The following is a 20839-nucleotide window of genomic DNA, read 5'->3' on the forward strand; positions in this document are numbered from 1 at the left end:
TCTAATTTCCGATTCCCGATTCTTTCAGGGTGATTTGGGTATGAATTTCAAAGCGCATATTCGTGTATTCCCTCTTGTAAAAAACCTCTTCATCCCACGATCGGCGATGAGCCCGGACGAAGTCACCGACGCCAACCGGGTCCACCCCCTTGTCCCGCAGCTTGTTCAGCAGTTTCACCGCACCTAAATCGATTTGCCGCTCCAGCATAGACACAATATTCCTGTATGCCTCCTGGTCCCGCATGTTAATGCCACTAGGTGGCTCCTTCAACATGCCAACCAGATGCAAGTCGATCATCAATTTGGATGCGTCGCCATCCCGGGACAATCGCATAACCGGCCTTCCCTTGGACACGTTAAAGGCCGCTGTACGATTTCCCGGCTCCGCCGAAACGGTGACCGGAAGAATCCCGCCCGTCCCCCGGCCTTTCAACATTTTGAGAAGCAGCGTCTCCTTGGCGCCAAGCACCAATTTGAGACGGTCATCATGAAAGATGCCGAGACCCGTAAGTTCGATTTTGCCATCCTGATTCTCGCTCAAGTAAGGGGCAAACGGATCTCTTCCCTCCCCATAATAATTGAACAGGAAGATCTGCAAGTTATTCAGCGGCACGTTATCGGAAATGACGTTCTGTTCGATCAAATAATAGGGCAGCGCCTCCCGGTGTTCGCCCTCCAGATTCCGGAATAACCGCTCCGGCGGTTGCTCCGATATAGCCACGATCATACTTGTACTGATCAGCGGATTCCGGCAAAAGGTGTGGATGAAATGGGCCACCCCTTGTTCCGCCATCCGCCGGTCAAACACCAGCAGCCGCAGTTTCCCCAAATGGATCGGATGGGGCGACTGCATGTTCATCTCACTGAGCAGTAGCTCCATATTCTCTCCTTTTCCCTGAAGGGGCATAATCTTGTCGCCACGCAAATGGTCCACGTACAATCCGACCGCCTGGTACTCCTCCTTGTCTCGGTTCACCCCAAGTACGGACAGAATTTTGATATTGTCCACGATCCGGGTTTGGCTGCAACCGGCCAGCAGCAACACCAGTGCAAGGAGACCCGAAACGACAGGCATTCGATACCGCAGCAGCCTATTCTGCATCGTTATTCTCCTTCCGGGAACGAGGACGGTAACGAAACGCCGACAAGGGGCGGAGGAATAAGCTGCGATGAGCCATGTACTGGTAGGAGGCCCGAATGACGCTGTCATCCAGATTCCCCTTCCGGAACGGATAAAGCGGTACGAAATATGGCATCCCCAGCGACTTGAGACGGATTAAATGGCCCATCAGCACAAGAAAACCTGTCGTGATGCCAAGCCCTCCCAAGAAAGCTGCCAATAAGACAAACGGGAAACGCAGCAGCCGAATCGTATTGGCCATCTTAAAAATCGGAGTTGTAAAAGACGCTAATGCGGAAAGGGCAACGATAATCAGCAAAATATTACTGGTCAATGCCGCTTGCACCGAAGCTTCGCCAATCACAATCCCGCCGACAATCCCGAGGGTTTGTCCGATCTTGGAGGGCAGGCGCGCTCCCGCTTCCCGGAGCAGATCGATCGTAATCTCCAGAAAGATGACCTCGACCACCGGCGGAAACGGCACATGAATACGTGACTCAATCAACGGACCCAGCATGCTTTCGGGGATTACCTCGTAATGAAATGTCATGACCGCCACGTAAATCGGGGTGGCAAAGATGGAGAACATCACGCTCAGCAAGCGAATAAAGCGAAAGAAAGATCCTAATACCCAAGGCAAGTAATAATCCTCCGGCGACACGAAAAACCCCAGAAAGTTGGCTGGGGCCGCCATTGCGTAAGGAGAACCGTTGGAAAAAACAGCGACCTGCCCGGAGGTAATCGCATACGCGATTCGGTCGATCCGTTCGGAAGACAAGAACAACGGAAACAACGTGTTCGAGTTATCCGCGAGGATCTCCTCCAGTTGGGAGGTATCGTATAACACCTCGAAATCAAAGTCTGTGAGACGTTGTTTCACCGCATGAACGTACTCCGGATTGGTGACGTCCTCCAGATATACGACGGCGATTTTCGTCTTCGAACGCGAACCGACCGTCAGCGTTTCAATGATCAACCCGGGGGTTGGAAGCTTCTGCCGTAAGAGATGCAGGTTCGTATCCAAGTTCTCCACGAATCCGGCCTTGGGTCCAACCACGCTGAACTCGTTCTCGGTATCGTTGTTCTGCCGCTGCCCCAATTGACCGTTATCCAGGTTCGCCAGGATATACGTACCTTCCGCCGAACTCATCCGGAGGAGCACGCACCCCTCCATGATTTTCGCGACGGCCTCCGGCTCCTGTTCCGTTTGGTTTACCTCGGCGAACGGCAGCAAGCCTCGTATATCATCCGGGCGTACGAGTTGATCTCGATGCTTCTGAATCGCCGGCAGCAGGAAATGCGTGACTTTCTCCGCCGACACCAAGGAGCGAAAATAGGCGATTCGAATCAACCCTTCATCGTCCTCAAAGGGAGAGAATTCATGAAAATCGCTGGATTTTTGAGCCAAGGTCAGGGTTAACCGACCTGCGTGTTGCCGCCCCTTTTCGCCGGAAAGGTCCACAAACATCTTCCTCGATTTCAATGATTTTCCTATAAGGTGCCGCGGCGTGTCGGGTTTTATGCAAAAAACCGGCACCCTATTCGGGTGCCGGTTACGTTAATTAGCGGCTGATCGGTACGTATCCGACAATAAAGCCAGGTTCAGCATCCCTGTGGAAGGAAACACTCGATGGGCGTTACCCAAGGTCCCGGGGTCGCCGATGCCAATGGCCACCATATTGGCGCCGCGGATCGCGTCCACGCCGGAGGATGCATCCTCGATGCCGAGGCAATTTCTCGGTGGAACGCCAAGCGCTTCGGCCGCCCGCAGGAAAATTTCCGGATCGGGTTTGCCCCGTTCCAGCATGCCAGCATCCACGATCTCGTCGAAGTAGCCGGTAATCCCCAGCGAAACCAGGATGGCCGGGGCGTTACGGCTTGCTGAAGCGACAGCCATGCGGATCCCGCGAGCCTTCAGCCCTTCCAGCAGCTCCCCGATACCCGGCAGCAGATGCTCCGGACGGATGCGGCGGATCAACTCCCGGTATCGTTCGTTCTTGCGCTGCATGAACCGTTCTTTTTCGGCTTCCGAATAGCGGCGGTCCGAACGTTGCAGCAGTAATTCGAGCGAGGTTCGGCGGTCGACACCTTTCAGGTTTTCGTTATACGCCTTATCGAAGGGGATACCGAGTTCGTTCGCCAACTCCAGCCAGGCCTCGTAATGGAATTCGGCCGTATCGGTCAAGACACCGTCCAAATCGAAGATGACGGCCTCCAGGGCCCGGTTCGGCAGGGTAACTTCTCCTTCGATTTCGACTCGGTTGCCCAAATGGCGGATGGTAAGCGGTTCGCCTTCCACCAGCCGGTAGATGGTGTGATCCTTCGTGACCTGAACGGACAGCATGCTGCCCGCAAACCGCAAATTAAACGCATAGCTCGTCCATTGGGCAGGGATATCCGGCGCGAATTGCAGTTCTCCATCCACCTGCCGCATTCCGGCGAACCCGTCGACGATCATCAACCGGCTGCCGGCCATCGAGGCGGTATGAATCCCGTCTTTGACGTTGAGGTGGTAATCGTCCAGATCGACCCGGGCCGTTTGCTGGAAGAAGCCGTAAGCTTTGTCCATATAGCCAAGTTCGGCGCCGACGATCCCGTGAATGCAGGTGGACAGGGAGGAATCATGCGTCGTCAGCGGCTCGTAGTAGTTATAGTTCCGCTGCTTCTCCCACGTCGCAAACCGCGGGCTTTGCGTATACATCGCCATGACCAAGTCGGCTTGCTTCAGTACCTGATGGCGGTTGATCCGCAAGCTATGATAATGCATCATCAGCGGGTAGTTCTCTTCGGGCGTCGCCGTGAAGTCCCATACCGGCTTGTTCAAGAAGGAATCGTCCTGGCCGATCAGCCCGTTCTGCCGATGAATGTAAATGCCGGCCGCCGCTTCGCTCCACCGGGCAACCTCCTCCTCGCTAATCCCCATGGCGGCGACAAGCTCCGCCCAGCGTTCCGGACGCTCCTCCCGCAAAGCAGCCGCAACCTGCGCCGCATACTCGAGCTGGTCCTTGATCATCAGGTTCGTGTAGGCATTGTTATCGACGACGGTCGTGTATTCGTCCGGCCCGGTCACGCCGGTAAAGCAGAAGCCGCGGCCTTCGATCCACGCCCCCGCGCCGGCGAAATAACGCGACGTTTCGAACAGGATTTCCGCCCCCTCCTCATACAAAAAGGGCTTGTCTCCCGTTGCTTCCACGTACTTCTTCAACGCGTAGCAAATGTCCGCATTGATATGGATTTGGGCCGTGCTGGCGGACGGATACGCCGAGGTTTCCTCCCCGCCGATCGTTCGCCAGGCGTAAAGCGCCCCGACCTCGCCCATTTCCCGTGCCCGTTCCCTGGCCTTCGGGAGAATGTAATGCCGGAATTTTAGTAACTGCTTGGCGATGTCCGGTTGAACGTACAGAAAATAAGGGAGCATATAGGTTTCGGTATCCCAGAAATAATGGCCATCATAGCCTTCCCCCGTGATTCCTTTCGCCCCGATGTTGGTCCGGCCGTCCCGGCCGACAGACTGCAGCAGATGATAGGCGTTAAAGCGCAACGCCTGCTGCAGCTCGGCATCCCCTTGCACCAAGATGTCCGCAGACTTCCAGTATTCGTCCAGAAAGGCCTGCTGCGCGGCCGCCAACTCGGCATAGCCCGCCGTAAGAGCGGCTTCCAGCTCATCCGTGGCCAGCTGCAGCAGCTTCTCCTCCGGGTTATCCCTAGAGGTATAATACGCGATGAATTTATCGAGGACAACGGTGCCGTTCTCCTCCGCCTGCACGCGAAAACGCTTCTCGATCCACTGGTCCCCCGCAGCCGTTTCCAACTCGTAAGCGTGGCTGAGGGCGTGTTCGACGCCGCAGAGCAGAGCGAAATTCGTCATGCTCGTCGATTGGAGCAAAGCGCCGAACGTCCGATGCTCATACGCTTCCTTCGTTTGCAGCACTTGCCCGTTGAAGGCGGAACCCGCTCGCGGGTCGCCTCCCCCAGCCTGATTCGCCACTCGCCCATCGACCGACGACGCGAGCAGGATCTCCCCCGAGAAATTCAACGGCGTCACTTCATACCGGATCGCGGCCAAATGCTTGCGGGCAAACGAGGCAAACCGCTCGATTCGAATCCGCAGTTTTTTGCCCGTTGCCGTCTCCCAGACCTGAGTCCGGATGACCGTCCCTTTCCGCATGTCCAGCCTACGGCTGTATTCACCGATCCGCTCGGAAAACAAATTGAATTTCTCGCCGTCCACGTACAGCTCGACAAGTTTGCCGTCCGTGACGTTCAACATCGTTTGGTGCACCCGGGGATGGCCGTAATGACGCGCCTTCGGGTATGCGATCGGGGAAGAGTCGTAAAACCCGTTCAAATAGGTGCCGTGCAGCGACGTTCCCGGTGGGCCGTCATATCCCTCCTCAAAGTTGCCGCGAATCCCGATATACCCGTTGCCGACGGCAAACACCGTCTCATCCCGCTGATTCGTCTCCGTATCGAACGACGATTCCGTTACCGTCCAGGGTTCGAATGGATAGATGATCTGACCTGACCGCATGTGCTTCTCTCCTCTCTTCTCCCGCTTCCGAGACGGGTTCTTGTTCTCAAGGCTAGGACAAAATCGCTCCGCTTTGCACCAGCGTCTCCTGAAGAGCCCGGACGTCCACGTCCGCCGGCGAAATGTCCCTTGCCGCCGCCATCGCCGCGGCCGTGCCTGCGGCTTGCCCAGTCGCCATACAGCTCGGCGTCAGCCGGGTCGTTGCCAATGCTTCATGCGTCGTGGAGATACAGCGGCCCGCGATCAGGAGATTATTGATGTCCAGCGGTAGCAAGCAACGATAAGGAATGTCGTAGGCACCGTCACCGTTGATCCAGGCCGCTTGGACAGCTTTGCCCGACGGATCGTGAATGTCGATCGGATAACCGCTACGGGCGATCACGTCCTCGAAGCGGCGGCCTTGCACCACGTCCTCCATCGCCAGCGCATAGCGCCCGACGATCCGGCGCGTCTCCCGGACTCCGATCTGCGTGCCCACCTGAGTGATTTCTGCTCTGGCGAAGCCCGGAAGACAACGTTTCATGAAGTCTGCGATCATCAGCACTTGCTGGCGTCCCAGCTCCTCAGCTTCGGTCAGTTGCTCTACGTCGGTCCCGTCCAGCCCTTGCACGCGGACCATATTCACGACGATCTCGTCCTCGCCCGGCCCGGTGAAGAACAGCACCTGATCGCGGTTGATGGGCAGGCGGGCTTCCTTCCAGTGCTTATAAAAGCCCTGCACCGCCGTCAAGGGAAGCCCCACCAGTTCATCGAACGGCGTCTTGCGGTAGAATTCGTCCGGATGTTCGATCATGTACTGCTTGACGACCTGTAGATCGACGCCCTTCATGCGGAACTTCATCGTCATCGGCTGGGTTTTGCCGTCCGATTCCCGGCCCTGCCGGACGGGAGCGCCAGCGAAGTACGCCAGGTCGGCGTCGCCCGTCGTATCGACGAACTGCTTGGCCCGCAGTTCCACCGGCCCGGACTTGGTGGCCAGCTTGACGGCCCGGACCGCTCCGGCTTCGGTCACAGCTTCATGCATGAAGCTGTGGGCAAGGACTTTCACCCCGGCTTCCCGCAGCATCTCCAAAGCAAGCAGTTTGTACATTTCCGGATGGTAAGGCGTCACTGTGTGTACGAACCCGCAGGTGTCGCGAACATGGCCCGGCGAGGCCCCTTTCGCCGTCAACCGCCCGACGATTTCCTGGGCGATACCAGCGATCACCTGTTTGCCCTCCGTTGTATGGAACGTCATCCACGGATACACGAGAGCAATGGTGGACATGCCGCCGAGAAATCCGTATCGCTCGACCAACACCGTCCGTACGCCCTGTCGCCCCGCCGCAAGAGCGGCGTTGATGCCCGCAGGCCCGCCGCCGACCACGACGACATCAGCTTCCAAAATATGATGCATAAGTTTCACCCTTTCTTGGACTGTCTTGTAAATCATCTGAATTCAGCCTTTGACCGCCGAACTGGCGATCCCCTCCACAAACCAGCGTTGAAAGAACGCCACCAGGAGGATCAGCGGCAGCAAAGCTGATACCGAAGCCGCCATAATCGCGGTATAGTTGGTCGTATTTTCGTCCACGAAGTTCGTAAGCGCCAACGGCAACGTATATAGCTCGTTTGTTCTCAAGAAAATAAGTGGCCCCTCGTATTCATTCCAGTGCCAGGTGAAGCTGAGGATTAGCAGGGAGACCAATGCCGGCTTGGTCAGCGGCAGGGACACTTGCCAGAAGGTACGGAACACGCCGGCGCCGTCCACCTTAGCCGCTTCGAGAATTTCGTTCGGCAGGGTGCTGAAGAACTGGCGCATGATAAACGTGCCAAGCACGGAGAACATGCCGGGCAAAATAATCGCCCAATGGCTATCAACCAGATGCAGCTTGTCGAACAAGATGAATCGCGGCACGAGCAAAATTTGCGTCGGGATGATCATCGTCGACAGATAGAGAAGGAACATCACTTCTTTCCCCCTGAAATCCAGCTTGGCGAAGGCGAAGCCGGCCAGAGCGCTGGTCGCGATCGTACCGAGCACGCTGATGGCCGTTATTTTGATCGAGTTCCAATAATACAAGGCAAACGGGTATTTCCCGGCCCAGACTTCGATATAACTGTCGAAATGGAACGTGTTCGGAATCCAGTCGATCGGCGTCTGGAACATTTGCGACTGCAGCTTGAACGACGACGAAGTCATCCATAAGAACGGCAGAATCATGCAGACCGCCAGCGCGGCGAACACGATCGTGAGAATCCACTTCATAAGCTTGCGTTGTAATGTCATTTCTTTCGTCTCCTCCTGTTTAGAACTCATCCTGCCATTTCTTTTGTCCCTTCCACTGCACCAGCGTAATCAACAGGATGATCAGGAAGAGCGCCCAAGACACCGTTGCCGCATAGCCGACCTTATAATACTGGAAGGCCTGAATGTAGATGTAGTACGACAACACCATCGTGGAGTTAAGCGGCCCGCCCTTAGTCATGACGGATACGGCAGCAAACACCTGGAAGGTGGAAATGATCAGGGTAATGGCGATCATGAAGCTGGTCGGTTTCAACCGCGGGATCGTGATGCTGAAAAATTGTCTCAGCTTGGAAGCCCCGTCTACCTCGGCCGCTTCGTACAAATCTTTCGGAATCCCTTGAATCCCGGCCATGTATAACACCATCGTGTAGCCGGTGTAGGTCCAGGCCACCATGATGATAATCGCAGGCAGCGCCCAATGCTGACTGGCTAGCCAGCCCGGGACATTATCGACGCCGAGCCCCCGCAGAAACTGGTTGATCGGGCCCTCCGACGAGTTATACATGACGCTCCACACGACGGATATCGCCACAATGCTGCTCACGTACGGAAGGAAAAACAGCACGCGCAGAAAATTTTTCAAATAGACGAACGAATTCAAAAAGACCGCCACGATCAAGCCAACAAGCATCGCCGCCGGAACGGTGACCCCGGTGAAGATGACGTTATTTTTCAGCGACTGCCAGAAATAATCATCCTGAAACAGCTGCTTGAAATTGTCCAGCCCAATCCAATCGATCCCTTCGTACCCGCGTAAATAATCCCAGTCCATGAACACCATGGCCAAGCTGATCAAAAGCGGAAACAGGATGAAGACGAAAACGCCCAAAAAATTCGGCAGAATGAACAAATACCCCGCCAGATTATCTTTGTAACGGTTTTTGCGGATTCCGTTTTTCACGGTAGGTTCAGCTCCCTTCTCTCATATCCGTATCTTAAGAAATATTGCCATCGCCCGGAATGGACAGGACTTGGCGCTTTCCGTCCGATTCCTTCCGTGAGGAAATGCCCGGAGGTTGTCAAGAATTCTCCCCTTTTATACAAAAAGAAAAAGGCAAGGAGCCCGGTTCAGGTTCCTTGCCTTGCTTTGCGTTGTGTTCTCTTGCCTTGTCCCGTGAATTATTTGCTCTCGGATTGGATCACCTTGTCGGCGCGCTCTTGCATAGCCGCGAGCGTATCGTCCACCGATTGTTGATCCATGAAATATTTCTCGGCTTCTTCCTTGGAAATCGTGGTGATCTGCGGGAACGCCGTTGCTTTCTCGCGAACCGCAAAGGTGTAATCCGCCTTCAGCACGTTACCGAGCGATTCCTGGTCGATGACGTCCTGCTTGTCGCCTACGATCAATTGGGTCACTTGGTCGAAATCGGCGGTCTTGTTCGTCGGGATGCGTCCGCCCGGAATCATGTCCATGTTGCCCTCCTGCAGGTACCAGGACATGAATTGGAAAGCTTCTTCCTTATGGGCGCTGTTGTTGTTGATGGACATGAAGTCGTTCATGCCGCCGTTGTTGACGTTTGTGCCTTTTTCGTATTGCGGCGCCGGAGCGAACGCCACGGCGAAGTCGCGCGGCCACGTGTCGGTATCCTTCAAGCTTCTCATCATCCAAGCTCCGCCGTAAACCATCGCCGCCTTGCCGGTCAGCAGCTCGTTCGCCGGATCCAGCTTATTGGCGATGCCTTCGCCCCAGCCGACCATGGCACCTTCGTCATACAGCTTCTTCTGGATTTCCAGGCCTTTCTTCATGGCCGGGTTGTTAAAGTTGGACAAGCCTTCCGCGGTATAGAAAGAATCCTTCGGCTGGCTGGATACCAGCGTAAACTTGCCGACCAGCAGATCCGCGCCCGGCGTGACGAACGCGCCCTTGCGGTCGCCCTTGTTTAGCTTGAGCGCCAAATCGGCGAATTCGTCCCAGGTCCAATCCGTCGGCACGGGCTGGCCGATTTCATCCAAAGCGGCTTTGTTCAGCACGACGAAGTCGATATTTTTATAACCCGGCAGGTAGTGGATTTGATCGTTGAACTTCAGCAGATTTTCGCTGCCGATCACTCCGTCCACATCAAAGCCCTGCGCGCTGATCATCTCGTCCAGTGGCGCCGTCATGCCGGAATTTTCACGGCGGAACAAGTTGTTCTCCCCGTAGCTGAAGAAGATGTCGGGCGCGTCGCTTTGCATCATGAGCGCCGTATCCAGCTTCGTGTTGCCGGCGTCGTCGTTGATGTAACGCACGTATTTCACTTGAACGTCGGGATGGGCCGCGTTCCATTTGTCGACCACCGTTTGCGGACCGTTCTCCTCCGGAACCGCCCCCCAAATCGTCAGGTTAACGACGTCGCTGCCGCCGTTGCTGCCTGCGCCAGCCGCGTCTTTGTTCCCGTTCTCATTGCCGTTCGAGCATCCGGTAACCACAATCGTAGCCGCCAGCGCCATGGACAATATGCCTTTGAACCATTGCTTCATTCCTAAGTCCCCCCAGATAGTAGATTGTTTCTCTTGCTATGAATAACGTAACAGAGCCCGTCCAGGGAGAACATGGCCTAATCCTCAGTAAAACAGGGTAATTCTTGCCGAATCTATTTCCCTAAATACAACCTGCGGAATTCGAGGGGATATACCCCCTCCATGCGCTTGAACTGTTTGCTGAAATAATTGGAATCCCCGTATCCGACCATCTCGGAAATTTCATAAATTTTATACGTTTGGTCCTTGAGAAGCTCACGGGCGCGGTCCATTCGGATCCGGGTGAGATGATCCATGATCGTTTGTCCGGTTTCTTTCTTGAACAGGATGCTCAGGTAATTCTCCGTGAAACCTACGGCTTTAGCCAGCTCCGACACCTTCAGCGGCTGGTTGAACTGCTTGCCGATCATCTCCAGCACGACCTGGATCTCCGGGCGGACCTGTTGATGGGACAATGACTTAACATACTCCAGGAACACGGGCAGCCAGCCCCTGCACCACAAGTAGATGTCCTCCAACGTCTCCAGGCTGCGCACGGCATGATACGGATACATTTCATCGTGCAGCGGCGCTGAATACAAATCCCCGCCGAGCCGGCGCGCGAAGCCGTCCATCAAATGGATCCAGTGCACCCAATTCTCCCGCTCCACGTCCGGGAGTAGTTTGGGACCGGCGAGGACGGTGCGGTACCCTCCGTCCAGGTAAGCCAGCAACGCCGCCTCGTCGCGGATGTCCAGCAACTTTTCCCACTGCTCCTGAAGCCATGGGGCCGGAATCTCGTCCGGTTCGGCATAACTGATGCGGTCAAAATACACCAGAGCCTCCGGCCCGGCGTAAAAGCGAAAGGCAAGGGCCTTCTCCGCTTGGTCGTAGGCGTGGTGCAGGTCCAGAATATCCTCGAACGGACCGGATACCCCCACGCTGACCGATAGCTTGAGGAAGGTGGCGACGGCATCTTGCATATCCCGAATCATCGCTTCCTGATAGCGGTCGGTCAAGATGGTGAACAGGCCGCCGCCCATGTCGAGCAGCTCGCCGTCGGAATATTTTTTGAATACCTCGCCAAGGACGTTGGCGACGGTGTAATGCAGCAAATGCTCGCTGCGAAAGTTGTTTTGCTCTAGCACCTCCGGATACCGGTCCAGCCGGAGGTTGATTACGAAAATGGGCGGCGCGTAAGCGCGTAGGCCGAATTCCTGCATCATTTCCTCCACCTCGGCGCGCGTACCCTGCCGTTTGACCAGGAGTTCTCTCAGCCGCTTCTCCTTGGCTTCCTTGCCATATCTGCTGACCTTGACTTGCAGCCGCGAAGCCTCCAGCGACTTCTCCGCTTCCTGGTGGATCGTCTCTTTCATGGAGTTTAGCTTCTGCAGCAGCTCCGAAGGCTCCATCGTCAGCTTGAGGATATAATCGGCTGCTCCGAGCCGCAGCGCTTTCTGGACGTATTCGAAATCGTTGTGGTTCGAGAGGATCAAGCATCTCGTTTGCGGCGAAAGCCTGCGGATTTCCTCCATCAGCTGCAGCCCGTCGCAGCCGGGCATGCGGATGTCCGTCAGGACGATGTCGCAGGGGGTACCCTGCAGCAACCGCAGCGCTTCCTCGCCGTTGGCCGCTTCCCCAATCAATTCAAAGCCGTTCTCTTCCCAAGGGATGATCGTCTTCAATCCAATTCGCACGAGGATTTCATCGTCAACAATCAATACTCTGATCATGAATCGTTCTCCTTTCGTTCGGCCGTCAATGGGAAAGAGCCCCCGTCCGTAAGGGACGGACGTTCCAACCGCGGAAGAAGGATCTTCACGACGGTTCCTTCTCCGATGACGCTGCTCATCCGCAAGCCGAAATCCCGCCCAAAATGCAGTTTGATGCGTTCGTTCACGTTATGGATGCCGATGCCGCTATACCGGGCATGGTCCTGATTCAGTTGGCCGGACAGTTCCTTCAGTTTCGTCTCGGCGATGCCCACCCCGTCGTCGGAAACGGTCAACACCAGCCCTTGCTCTGTCTCTTCGCCTTGAATTCCGACGGTTAGCGGCGTTCGCCCGCCGTGAACGATGGCATTTTCAACGATTGGCTGCAGGGTGAATTTCAGGATCGCGTTGAGCCTTAACACGTCCGGCACATCAACCTTGAACCGGATATTTTCATGAAAACGAATTTTCTGCAGGTCAAGGTACACTTTCAGATGCGTTAGTTCCTCCTCCAAGGTGACAACCTCCTGCTGCGTTCTCATCGTATACTCCAGCAGCCGGCCCAAGTTGGTGATCATCCTGCTGACATGGTCCGCACCGGACAAAGTAGCCATCCACTTGATGGAATTCAGTGTGTTGAACAGGAAATGCGGGTTGATCTGCGCCTGCAGCGCCTGGAACCGCGCCTCCTCCTTGCGCTGCTGCTCCTTGGACAATCGCGCGATCAGCTGCTGCAGCCGCTTCAACATACGGTTGTAGTGCTTGCCGACGATGGCAATCTCGTCGTCCCCGCGCACTTCCACGTAGGCCTGCAAATCCCCATCGCCCAGCCGGTTCATCGAGCGGACCAATTGTTGCAGCGGCTTCGTGAATCGAATCATGAAATAGATGAACACGATCGAAAACAGAAAGGAAACGCCGATCAGCCATAGGATCGATTGATCGCGCAGCCCTCCGAGCTCTTGCCAAAACAGCTTCTCCGGAACGAGCTGAACCACGCGCCAACCCAGCCGGGGGATTTCCCGGCTGGTAACGGAATAATCCCCGATCGAATCATTCGTACCCGCGTCCGGTTGCTCGTCGGCCCCCTGAATTTTCTGCAGCAGCCGTGCCGTTTGCTCCGCGTTCAAAGGTGAGGCACCACCAAGCAGGTTGCCCTGTCCGTCGATCAGCAGAAAGCTGCCGCCCCCCTTCGGCTGCGTGCCGAAAAAGACGGAGCCGGGAATGCCGATCATGAGCAAGTCCGCGCCTTCCCGCTGACTGCCCCCGATCCACCGGCTTAATGTGAAATAAGGCTCGTCCACTCCGGTGAGCTTCCCGATTTCCCCGGCATACGGATATTGCCAGACCGGCCAACCTTTTCGCGCGATCGCCGCCTCTGTCCAGGACTCCTTCTTCAAGGCTTCGAACAGCGCCTTCTCCTTGCTGCGGTTATTGGGCCCGGAGGCCGTTGAATGCACGTAGCCTCGGTCGTCGATTACCGCAATGATCGCATCGCTGCCCAGCAGAATGTCGCGGATATTGACCAGCTTCTGTTGAATGTTGTTATAGCGACGCAGTGATAAATAGCTCGTCTCCCAATCGTCGTCAGACTCCAAGAATTCAATGAATTCCGGATCGTTCATGATCAGGTTCGAAGCCTTTAGCACGCGTTCGGTCAGATCGTCCATATTGCCGACCACTTGGCGATGCGCTTCCTCGTTGCCGCGACGGGCCTCGTCCATCACGACTTTGCCCGAAGACATATAGTAGTTGTAAAAAATCGTCCCGATCGGAATCACGATGCAAACAAAAAAAGAGACCAAGATTTTCCCCCGAATCGAACGGGGAAGAACATTTAGTCTTTTCATATTAGAAATGACCTTCTTTATTCATGGGTTTATGAATCTACGATAGCATATCGAATGCCTTTGAAAAGGGTGAATAGTTGACATCTTCCTGCTATTTCTTTGTTATATGCCCTCGTATTGTAGCATAGCCTAACGGCGTTTCCCTAACCGCCTCCATTTTAGTAAGCCTCCCTGCATAAATATGCAAAATAGCGCGTCCAACGGTTTGATGGATGAAGCGATTCGCAGTATGATAAATCATGTTGAGAACGGATACAAGGAGGGTGGAAAGAAACGGCTAACTTTTCTGGGAGAGGACGGGATGCCCGATGCGGGGAAAAACCTTGCTGCTTGGCCACATCAAGTCGCATATACCGCTGTACTTGACAGCAGTGTTGTGCCTGACGGCCGCCAATGTGACGTATTCGTATTTTCCGAAGGTACTGGGGGATTTCACGGACCACCTCCAGCAAAGCGGGCTGACGAGAGGTGGAGTAGGCCGGTACGCGCTGACTCTGGCTGCCATCGCCGTCGTCTACGGCCTATGCTTCGGAATCGGGCAGTACATCAACCATCGCCTGGGCCGGATGTTTGAATTTCGTGCCCGGAGCCAGCTGTTCCGGCATTTTACTCAATTAAGCGAAGCGTTCTTCTCGAAACACGGGATCGGCAAGCTGCTCAGCTACGTGATGAATGACGTCACCGGCGTGAGGGAGTCGATCGCCAACGGGTTGAACCAAATGACCAATGCGTCGGTGTTGTTGATCTCCGTCATTACGATGATGACGGTCAGCGATATTCCGGCGCTTTTGATCGTGGTTTGCGTCTTGCCGCTGCTCGCCATTCCGTTTATCGTAATCGGGTTCGGCCCTAAAATCCGCGACAACTCGCGGCAAGTGCAGGAGTCGTTGGCGGCAATGACCGAAGCGGCGGAAGAGCAGTTTGAGGGAATCAAAGTGACGAAAAGCTTCGCGATCGAAGAAATCGCCCGCGAAAGGTTTGGGCAAACGGTCGACCGCATCCTGGGCAGCCAGTTGTCGCTGGTGCGTATGAGCTCGCTGTTCCAGGTGCTGCTGCCGTTTACCGGTGCAATATCGATGGCCGTGGCCATCGCCTACGGCGGCCTGCTCGTCGCGCGCGGCGAGCTGTCGCTCGGCAATTTCGTTGCCTTAACGTTGTACTTGCGGATGATCATGAACCCGCTTCGGCTGATCGGCAACGTCATCAACTTCATGCAGCGCTCGCGAGCTTCGCTGGATCGGCTGAACCGGCTGCTGTCCGTGAAGCCGGACATCCGCGACGAAGACGGGGCCCTGGCGATGCCGGAAGATCTGCAAAGTCTTTGCATCGACATCCGCGGATTGACGTTCACCTATCCGGACGCCGTACGCGAGTCGTTGCGGGACATCCGTCTCCGGTTGCAGCCCGGAGAAACGCTGGGCGTCGTAGGTCGGACCGGCAGCGGGAAAACCACGCTCGTCAAGCTGTTGCTGCGGGTATACGATCCGCCTCGCGGCACGGTCTTCATCGGCGGCCGCGACATCCGATGCCTCACGCTGGAGAGTCTGCGCACCCGCATCGCTTATGTACCACAGGACGGCTTCCTGTTCAGCACAACGCTTCGCGACAACATCGCCTTCTTCGACCGGACGTCAGAGCTGGGCCAAGTCGAGGAGGCCGCTAGGTTGGCCGATCTCTATGACAACGTCGCCGGCTTCCCGAAACGGTTCGACACCGAGCTCGGCGAACGCGGCCTGACGTTGTCCGGCGGCCAGCGCCAGCGGACCAGCCTGGCCCGAGGGCTCATTAAGGACGCTCCGATTCTGCTGCTGGACGACAGCGTTAGTGCGGTCGACGCCGTGACGGAGACGCGAATCCTATCGCGTTTGCGCGAGGCCCGAAAGGGGAAGACCACCCTGATCATCGCCCACCGCATCAGCGCCGTCAAACATGCCGACCGCATTCTCGTATTGGAGGGCGGGCGGATCGCCGAAGAAGGAACACACGAGCAGTTGCTTCAAGCCGGGGGCTTGTACGCGAGAATGCATCACCTCCAGGAAGGAGGCGATAGCGATGCCGTCTAAACCGGAAACCGCGGATAGCCGCAAAAAGTACGAGGTTACCCCAGAGCAGCGGCGGAAGGCATTTACGGCTTTGCTCGGTTATGCGAAACCGCATCGAAAAGCTTTTCTCGCCGTATTCGGCTTTGCCTTCCTGGCGATTTCCGCCGACTTGCTGCAGCCGTTCCTGATCAAATATGCCATCGATGAGAAGGTGCTATTTGGCGCCCACGGCCCAAGCATCCTGCTTGGCCTGGCCCTGGCCTACCTCCTGCTTGAGGCGGTCAGCGGCGTCTTCTCCTATTGGCAAGCCAATCTGCTGCAACGGGCCGGGCAAAGCATTGTCGCCTTGCTGCGCAAGGACCTGTTTAAGCAGATTACGAGGCAGTCGATGTCCTTCTTCGACCGCAACTCGGCCGGCGGTCTTGTTACGAATGAATCGAGTGACACGGAAACGATCAACCAGTTCTTCACCCAAGTGCTGCTGAGCTTGGTGCGCGACGGATTATCGCTCATCCTGGTTGTCGTATTCATGTTCGCGCTGGACGTCCAGTTGGCTTTATATTGTTTGGTTCTCTTTCCGATCATTACCGTGATTGCCATCGCCTTTCGCAAGTATTTGCGCACCAGCTACCAGCGGGCCCGCTCCTTGCTGTCCCGGCTCATCGCATTTACCGCCGAGAATCTGAGCGGCATGAGCCTGATTCAATCGTTCCATCAAGAGGGGGAGCAGTCTTCCCGCTTCAGGGAGCGGAACACCGCGTATCTGCGGGCCAATCTGCGGGAAGTGCGGGCGACGGTGCTGTTCAACCGCTCTTTCGATATTCTCGGCAATTTATCGGTGGCCTTCGTGGTCTGGATCGGCGGCTTCGCGGTGCTGGGTCACCGCATCGAGTTCGGTGTGCTGTACGCCTTCATCAGCTACATCCGCCAGTTCTTCCAGCCGATCAACCAAATCACCCAGCAGTGGAACACGCTGCAATCGACGATCGTGTCGGTGGACCGGCTGTGGCGGATCTTCGCCGCCGAACCGGAAGTCCAGGACCCTGCGCCGGAGAGGGCCAAGAAGTTGCCAACCCGGACCGTGCGCGGGCGGATCGATTTCAATCACATCCGCTTCTCGTACACGGACGGACAGGAGGTGCTGCACAACCTCGACCTCCACGTACGGGAAGGCGAGTTCATCGGCATCGTCGGCACGACCGGCGCAGGCAAGAGCTCCCTGGTGAACCTGCTGACGCGGTTCTATGACGTGGACGAGGGCAGCGTCGAAATCGACGGCACGGACATCCGTCGCCTGCCGCAAGCCTCGCTGCATCGCATCGTCGGACTGGTACAGCAGGACCCGTTCCTGTTCGCCGGGTCGATCATCGACAACGTCCGCCTCTTCCGCGAAGACATCCCCCGCGAAGAGGTGATCCGAGCCTGTCGGCGCATCGGTGCCGATGCCATGATCGCGCGGCTGAAGGACGGCTACGACACCCGGCTGTCCAACCGGGGCAGCGGGCTGTCCGCCGGGGAGCGCCAGCTGATCTCCTTCGCGCGGATCCTGGCCTTCCGGCCGAACATTCTCATTCTCGACGAGGCGACGGCCAACCTGGATTCGCAGACGGAGCAGCTGATCCAGAACGCGCTGAACGTGGTGTCCGCCGGACGGACGACGCTGGTCATCGCGCACCGGCTGTCCACCGTCCAGCATGCCGACCGCATTCTCGTCATCCAGGACGGCCGCATTGCGGAGCAAGGCACGCATGAAGCGCTGCTTGCCCGCGGCGGCTATTATGCCGAGTTGGTACACCACTCGCGACAAGGCCATGCGGAGCTGCAGAAGCTGGCGCAACGGCGATAATAAGAACTGGAGGGCTGGCCCGATTGAACGGGCCAGCCCTCTTTTGGATAAACTGCACCTCCCCACCTCGTTCGCAATACTATGGTTGTAAAGTCTATCTTGGGTGGGTGACCTGCAGATGATATACACCGCGCTGGGGGATTCCATTACGTTTGGCGACAACGCTTCCTCGCCGAAGTTGGCATATCCTCATTTAACCGTAACGACTTATAATCGTTCAAACCCCCGTACTATTAAGGGTTATGTATTGGCTCGGTCCGGTTGGACCAGCAGCAATTTACTGGATGCCGTCCTGTGGCAGGGCTCGGAGATGATCAAGCGTTCTTCCGTCGTCTCGGTCTGGATCGGTGGCGTGGACTTGGCGAATGCGGCCATTACTCCGCTTGTGAATGGCGGTCCGTTTCCGAATATGACACTGCTCGTGCAGTTTCGTCGGAATCTGAACGCCATCCTGAGGCAAATCCGGAAGACCAGTTCCGCCCGAATCGTATGCTGCACGCAGTACAATCCGTTTCCGAACAGCTCGATTGCGGTTGAGTGGATCGGCCGCCTGAACCAAACGACTCAAGGCATCGCAGCCGCCTACGACGCTAAAATCGCCCCGGCGCACAAGTGGTTCGAGGGCAAGCAGGCGGAGCTGATCGATGGTTACCGGGAAGGGCAGCTGGAGGACATCCTTGGCGGCACGCTGCCGATCCATCCGAACGACCGGGGACACCGGGTCATTGCGAACGGGCTTTCGCCCTATCTTTTTCCCAAATCAAACGTCTCTTCGAAAAAAAAATAAGCCGGGACGCATTCTGCATCCCGGACTTGCTGCATACCCGCACGGACTCCTCTAGCTTATCTGGCGACTTCGTCTTCCGTGACGTCGTTGAAGAATTTAAACGCGTAGATGGCGCAAATGCCAACGATGGTATAGATTACTCGCGATAGGGTCGCGTCTTGGCCGCCAAAAATGCTTGCCACCAAGTCGTATTGAAAGAGCCCTACCAATAGCCAGTTTAACCCGCCCACAATCAGTAAGGTGAGCGCTACAACGTTCAACGTTTTCATTCCGGGCCAACTCCTCGGTCGAAAAATTTTTATTCATTAGTTAAATTTCCATGTTGCCCAAAATTTATGCAGACCCCGGCAAATATCACAAATCGTCCAAAAAACTAAGGAACAAGCACAGGCAGCGTGCCAAAATCCGAGTAAGATATATCGAGCAAAACGTCTACCCGAAAAAATCTCAAGTACTGAGGTGATCCTAGCATGGCAAGTTCGGCAAACATTCGCAATCGAGCGAAGCAGCTGAAAGGCCAGCCGGTTCGCGTTCTACTGCACGATGGGCGTTCTTATATCGGATGGATCGCCGGGCTGGATTCGAGCGGCCTGCTCCTCTCCGTGCCCCCGCGCGGCAAGAAGAAGTCGAAGAAAAAGGCGGCAGCACGCAGCAAAAAAGCCCGGGTATCGGCCTTCCAGCCGCTATTCGGTGGAGGTATCCCCGGATATCCCGGCTCAAGTGCCGGCATCCGTCCCCCGGTTGCTGGCTGGGGCTTTGGCGGTGGGCCAGGGTTAGGTTACGGCTCCTTTAGCGGAAATCCGGGAAGACCGGGAGCCTATGGCTTTGCTGGAGGCCCGGGGCCGGGGAGACCCGGATTCACCGGCTTCGGCGGCCCAAGTGGAGGTTCCGGCGGATCGGAGGGGCAGGCTCCGGAAGGCGAATCGCCGGAAAGGCCTCGCCGGGCAGGAATATTCGGAATGGTGCAAAAAGTGCAGAAATACATGCCTTTGATGAAGATGGGCTACAACGCCATCAAATCGATTATTCCCCTGTTTAACGGAATTAAAGCCTTGATGGTCTAACCGTGAGGCAGTCGTCCCCTGGGATGGCTGCCTGTTTTGTCGTTGGGTTCAAATGGGAAGGATGGCATTGAGGGGATTATGGAATATCCCTTATCCTCAGGTTTGGAAAGGAGCATCTGCATGCCGTCTTCTTACCCCTATTTATCGCGAAAATTGGTCGATTCGCCGTTTCATGACCCGAAACTCCTGGAGGCGGTCTGGAAATTCCGCTGGGGGACTGAGAATCCGATCGGCCCGATTCGCCTGGTGCTCATGCACGCACCGGGTGAGGAGGTGCTGCAGCTGCATGACCCGGCCGGCGCAATTGAATCCGGACCAGTCCTGCTTCAACATATCCGAGGGAAGCTTAGCAAACACAACGGCACCTCCCCGCCCAAGCTCAAGCGATTGCAAGCCCAGCACCAAGCATTGGCTGCCGCCTTGGAGAAGGAGGGCGTTCGAATCCTGTGGCTGGACAAGCCGGATCAGCCCTGGCCGGAAGCGATGTATACCCGCGACTTGGGGATGGTCATTCCCGGGGGCGTTATTTTATCCCGCCTCGCGCTGTACGTCCGGTATGGGGAAACCGCGGTGGCCGCCCGCACTCTTGGCGCCGCCGGTATACCCATTCTCGGTATGATCCAGGGCAGCGGCTTTGCTGAAGGCGGCAGCTTTATCATGCTGGATCGGCAAACGGCGGTCCTTGGCCGGTCGGAACGGGTGAATACCGAGGGAATTGATCAGGTGCGTCATCTTCTGTCGCTGCAGCAGATTGACCTCATCGTCATCGACCTCCCCGCCTCGATCATCCATCTGGACGAGGCGTTCCTGATGGTTGATCGCCGCAAAGCACTGGTGAATATCGCGCTGCTCCCGTATTGGTTCCTGGACGAACTGCATCGACGCGGTTTTGAGCTGCTGCACGTGGATCCCCGCGATCCGACCTTGACCATCAACGGTTTGGCCTTAGCCCCGGGGAAAGTGCTGTTCTCCGCGGACGGGAAGCATACCATCGACCTGCTCTCCACCCAAGGCGTTCAGGTTATACCCGTCGAGGTCTCTGAAATCGCCAAGATGGGCGGCGGCATCCACTGCTGTACTCTGCCGCTGATTCGGGAACCCTTGCTATGAATCGAGTCGGGGATAAATCATAACCACCCGTCCAACGGGTGGTTTGCC

General features: G+C 56.3%; 15 protein-coding genes. 5 read left to right on the forward strand and 10 right to left on the reverse strand.

Annotation, left to right across the window (positions count from 1 at the left end; translation table 11 throughout):
* Window position 1: 1 nt before the first annotated feature.
* The 9 genes from IM700_RS03755 to IM700_RS03795 form a co-directional block, all read right to left on the reverse strand.
* Window positions 2–1102, reverse strand: coding sequence for a Ger(x)C family spore germination protein (locus tag IM700_RS03755; protein WP_193416847.1), 1101 nt, complete (start codon window positions 1100–1102; stop codon window positions 2–4).
* Window positions 1092–2588: a spore germination protein gene (locus IM700_RS03760; protein WP_193416848.1), complete on the reverse strand. Its 1497-nt coding sequence runs from the start codon at window positions 2586–2588 to the stop codon at window positions 1092–1094. The genes IM700_RS03755 and IM700_RS03760 overlap by 11 nt, the downstream gene beginning before the upstream one ends.
* 90 nt (window positions 2589–2678) lie before the next feature.
* Window positions 2679–5651: a beta-phosphoglucomutase gene (gene pgmB / locus IM700_RS03765; RefSeq protein WP_193416849.1), complete on the reverse strand. Its 2973-nt coding sequence runs from the start codon at window positions 5649–5651 to the stop codon at window positions 2679–2681.
* Window positions 5652–5703: 52 nt separating this feature from the next.
* Window positions 5704–7083, reverse strand: a complete 1380-nt coding sequence (locus IM700_RS03770) for an FAD-dependent oxidoreductase (RefSeq protein WP_336244877.1) — start codon at window positions 7081–7083, stop codon at window positions 5704–5706.
* A 6-nt stretch (window positions 7084–7089) separates the two neighbouring features.
* Window positions 7090–7920, reverse strand: a complete 831-nt coding sequence (locus IM700_RS03775; RefSeq protein WP_193416851.1) for a carbohydrate ABC transporter permease — start codon at window positions 7918–7920, stop codon at window positions 7090–7092.
* Window positions 7921–7939: 19 nt separating this feature from the next.
* A complete protein-coding gene (locus tag IM700_RS03780; RefSeq protein ID WP_193416852.1) occupies window positions 7940–8842 on the reverse strand; it encodes an ABC transporter permease subunit in 903 nt (300 codons plus the stop codon).
* A gap of 218 nt (window positions 8843–9060) precedes the next feature.
* Complete coding sequence (locus IM700_RS03785) at window positions 9061–10401, reverse strand: ABC transporter substrate-binding protein (RefSeq protein WP_193416853.1); 1341 nt, start codon at window positions 10399–10401, stop codon at window positions 9061–9063.
* Between the two features lie 113 nt (window positions 10402–10514).
* Window positions 10515–12113, reverse strand: coding sequence for a response regulator (locus IM700_RS03790; protein WP_193416854.1), 1599 nt, complete (start codon window positions 12111–12113; stop codon window positions 10515–10517).
* Window positions 12110–13942 carry a cache domain-containing sensor histidine kinase gene (locus IM700_RS03795; RefSeq protein WP_193416855.1) on the reverse strand — a complete coding sequence of 611 codons (1833 nt, stop codon included), beginning with the start codon at window positions 13940–13942 and terminating at the stop codon, window positions 12110–12112. The genes IM700_RS03790 and IM700_RS03795 overlap by 4 nt, the downstream gene beginning before the upstream one ends.
* A 308-nt stretch (window positions 13943–14250) precedes the next feature.
* On the opposite strand from IM700_RS03795, the gene IM700_RS03800 reads away from it, so the two are divergent.
* The 3 genes from IM700_RS03800 (at window position 14251) to IM700_RS03810 (ending at window position 18617) form a co-directional block, all read left to right on the forward strand.
* Entirely contained in the window at window positions 14251–16005 is a 1755-nt protein-coding gene (locus IM700_RS03800; protein ID WP_193416856.1) for an ABC transporter ATP-binding protein, read from the forward strand.
* Window positions 15995–17830 (forward strand): ABC transporter ATP-binding protein, encoded by a 1836-nt coding sequence (locus IM700_RS03805; protein ID WP_193416857.1) that lies wholly within the window; start codon window positions 15995–15997, stop codon window positions 17828–17830. The genes IM700_RS03800 and IM700_RS03805 overlap by 11 nt, the downstream gene beginning before the upstream one ends.
* 118 nt (window positions 17831–17948) lie before the next feature.
* Window positions 17949–18617, forward strand: a complete 669-nt coding sequence (locus tag IM700_RS03810) for an SGNH/GDSL hydrolase family protein (RefSeq protein WP_193416858.1) — start codon at window positions 17949–17951, stop codon at window positions 18615–18617.
* 56 nt (window positions 18618–18673) lie between these two features.
* Here IM700_RS03810 and IM700_RS03815 read toward each other — a convergent pair whose 3' ends face one another.
* Complete coding sequence (locus IM700_RS03815; protein WP_155606864.1) at window positions 18674–18886, reverse strand: DUF378 domain-containing protein; 213 nt, start codon at window positions 18884–18886, stop codon at window positions 18674–18676.
* Between the two features lie 201 nt (window positions 18887–19087).
* On the opposite strand from IM700_RS03815, the gene IM700_RS03820 reads away from it, so the two are divergent.
* Window positions 19088–19681: a hypothetical protein gene (locus tag IM700_RS03820; protein WP_193416859.1), complete on the forward strand. Its 594-nt coding sequence runs from the start codon at window positions 19088–19090 to the stop codon at window positions 19679–19681.
* 120 nt (window positions 19682–19801) lie between these two features.
* Entirely contained in the window at window positions 19802–20791 is a 990-nt protein-coding gene (locus IM700_RS03825; RefSeq protein ID WP_193416860.1) for a dimethylarginine dimethylaminohydrolase family protein, read from the forward strand.
* Window positions 20792–20839: the final 48 nt, after the last annotated feature.

Origin of the sequence: Paenibacillus rhizolycopersici (assembly GCF_014947195.2) — a bacterium.
In the GTDB taxonomy this organism is placed as follows: domain Bacteria; phylum Bacillota; class Bacilli; order Paenibacillales; family Paenibacillaceae; genus Fontibacillus; species Fontibacillus rhizolycopersici.

Excerpts from the sequence above, each read along its gene's own strand:
- IM700_RS03795 (WP_193416855.1), bottom strand. The coding sequence starts at position 13,942 with ATGAAAAGACTAAATGTTCTTCCCCGTTCGATTCGGGGGAAAATCTTG.
- IM700_RS03770 (WP_336244877.1), bottom strand. The coding sequence starts at position 7,083 with ATGATTTACAAGACAGTCCAAGAAAGGGTGAAACTTATGCATCATATT.
- pgmB (WP_193416849.1), bottom strand. The coding sequence starts at position 5,651 with ATGCGGTCAGGTCAGATCATCTATCCATTCGAACCCTGGACGGTAACG.
- IM700_RS03825 (WP_193416860.1), top strand. The coding sequence starts at position 19,802 with ATGCCGTCTTCTTACCCCTATTTATCGCGAAAATTGGTCGATTCGCCG.
- IM700_RS03810 (WP_193416858.1), top strand. The coding sequence starts at position 17,949 with ATGATATACACCGCGCTGGGGGATTCCATTACGTTTGGCGACAACGCT.
- IM700_RS03820 (WP_193416859.1), top strand. The coding sequence starts at position 19,088 with ATGGCAAGTTCGGCAAACATTCGCAATCGAGCGAAGCAGCTGAAAGGC.
- IM700_RS03775 (WP_193416851.1), bottom strand. The coding sequence starts at position 7,920 with ATGACATTACAACGCAAGCTTATGAAGTGGATTCTCACGATCGTGTTC.
- IM700_RS03790 (WP_193416854.1), bottom strand. The coding sequence starts at position 12,113 with ATGATCAGAGTATTGATTGTTGACGATGAAATCCTCGTGCGAATTGGA.
- IM700_RS03755 (WP_193416847.1), bottom strand. The coding sequence starts at position 1,102 with ATGCAGAATAGGCTGCTGCGGTATCGAATGCCTGTCGTTTCGGGTCTC.
- IM700_RS03805 (WP_193416857.1), top strand. The coding sequence starts at position 15,995 with ATGCCGTCTAAACCGGAAACCGCGGATAGCCGCAAAAAGTACGAGGTT.
- IM700_RS03800 (WP_193416856.1), top strand. The coding sequence starts at position 14,251 with ATGCGGGGAAAAACCTTGCTGCTTGGCCACATCAAGTCGCATATACCG.
- IM700_RS03785 (WP_193416853.1), bottom strand. The coding sequence starts at position 10,401 with ATGAAGCAATGGTTCAAAGGCATATTGTCCATGGCGCTGGCGGCTACG.
- IM700_RS03815 (WP_155606864.1), bottom strand. The coding sequence starts at position 18,886 with ATGAAAACGTTGAACGTTGTAGCGCTCACCTTACTGATTGTGGGCGGG.
- IM700_RS03760 (WP_193416848.1), bottom strand. The coding sequence starts at position 2,588 with ATGTTTGTGGACCTTTCCGGCGAAAAGGGGCGGCAACACGCAGGTCGG.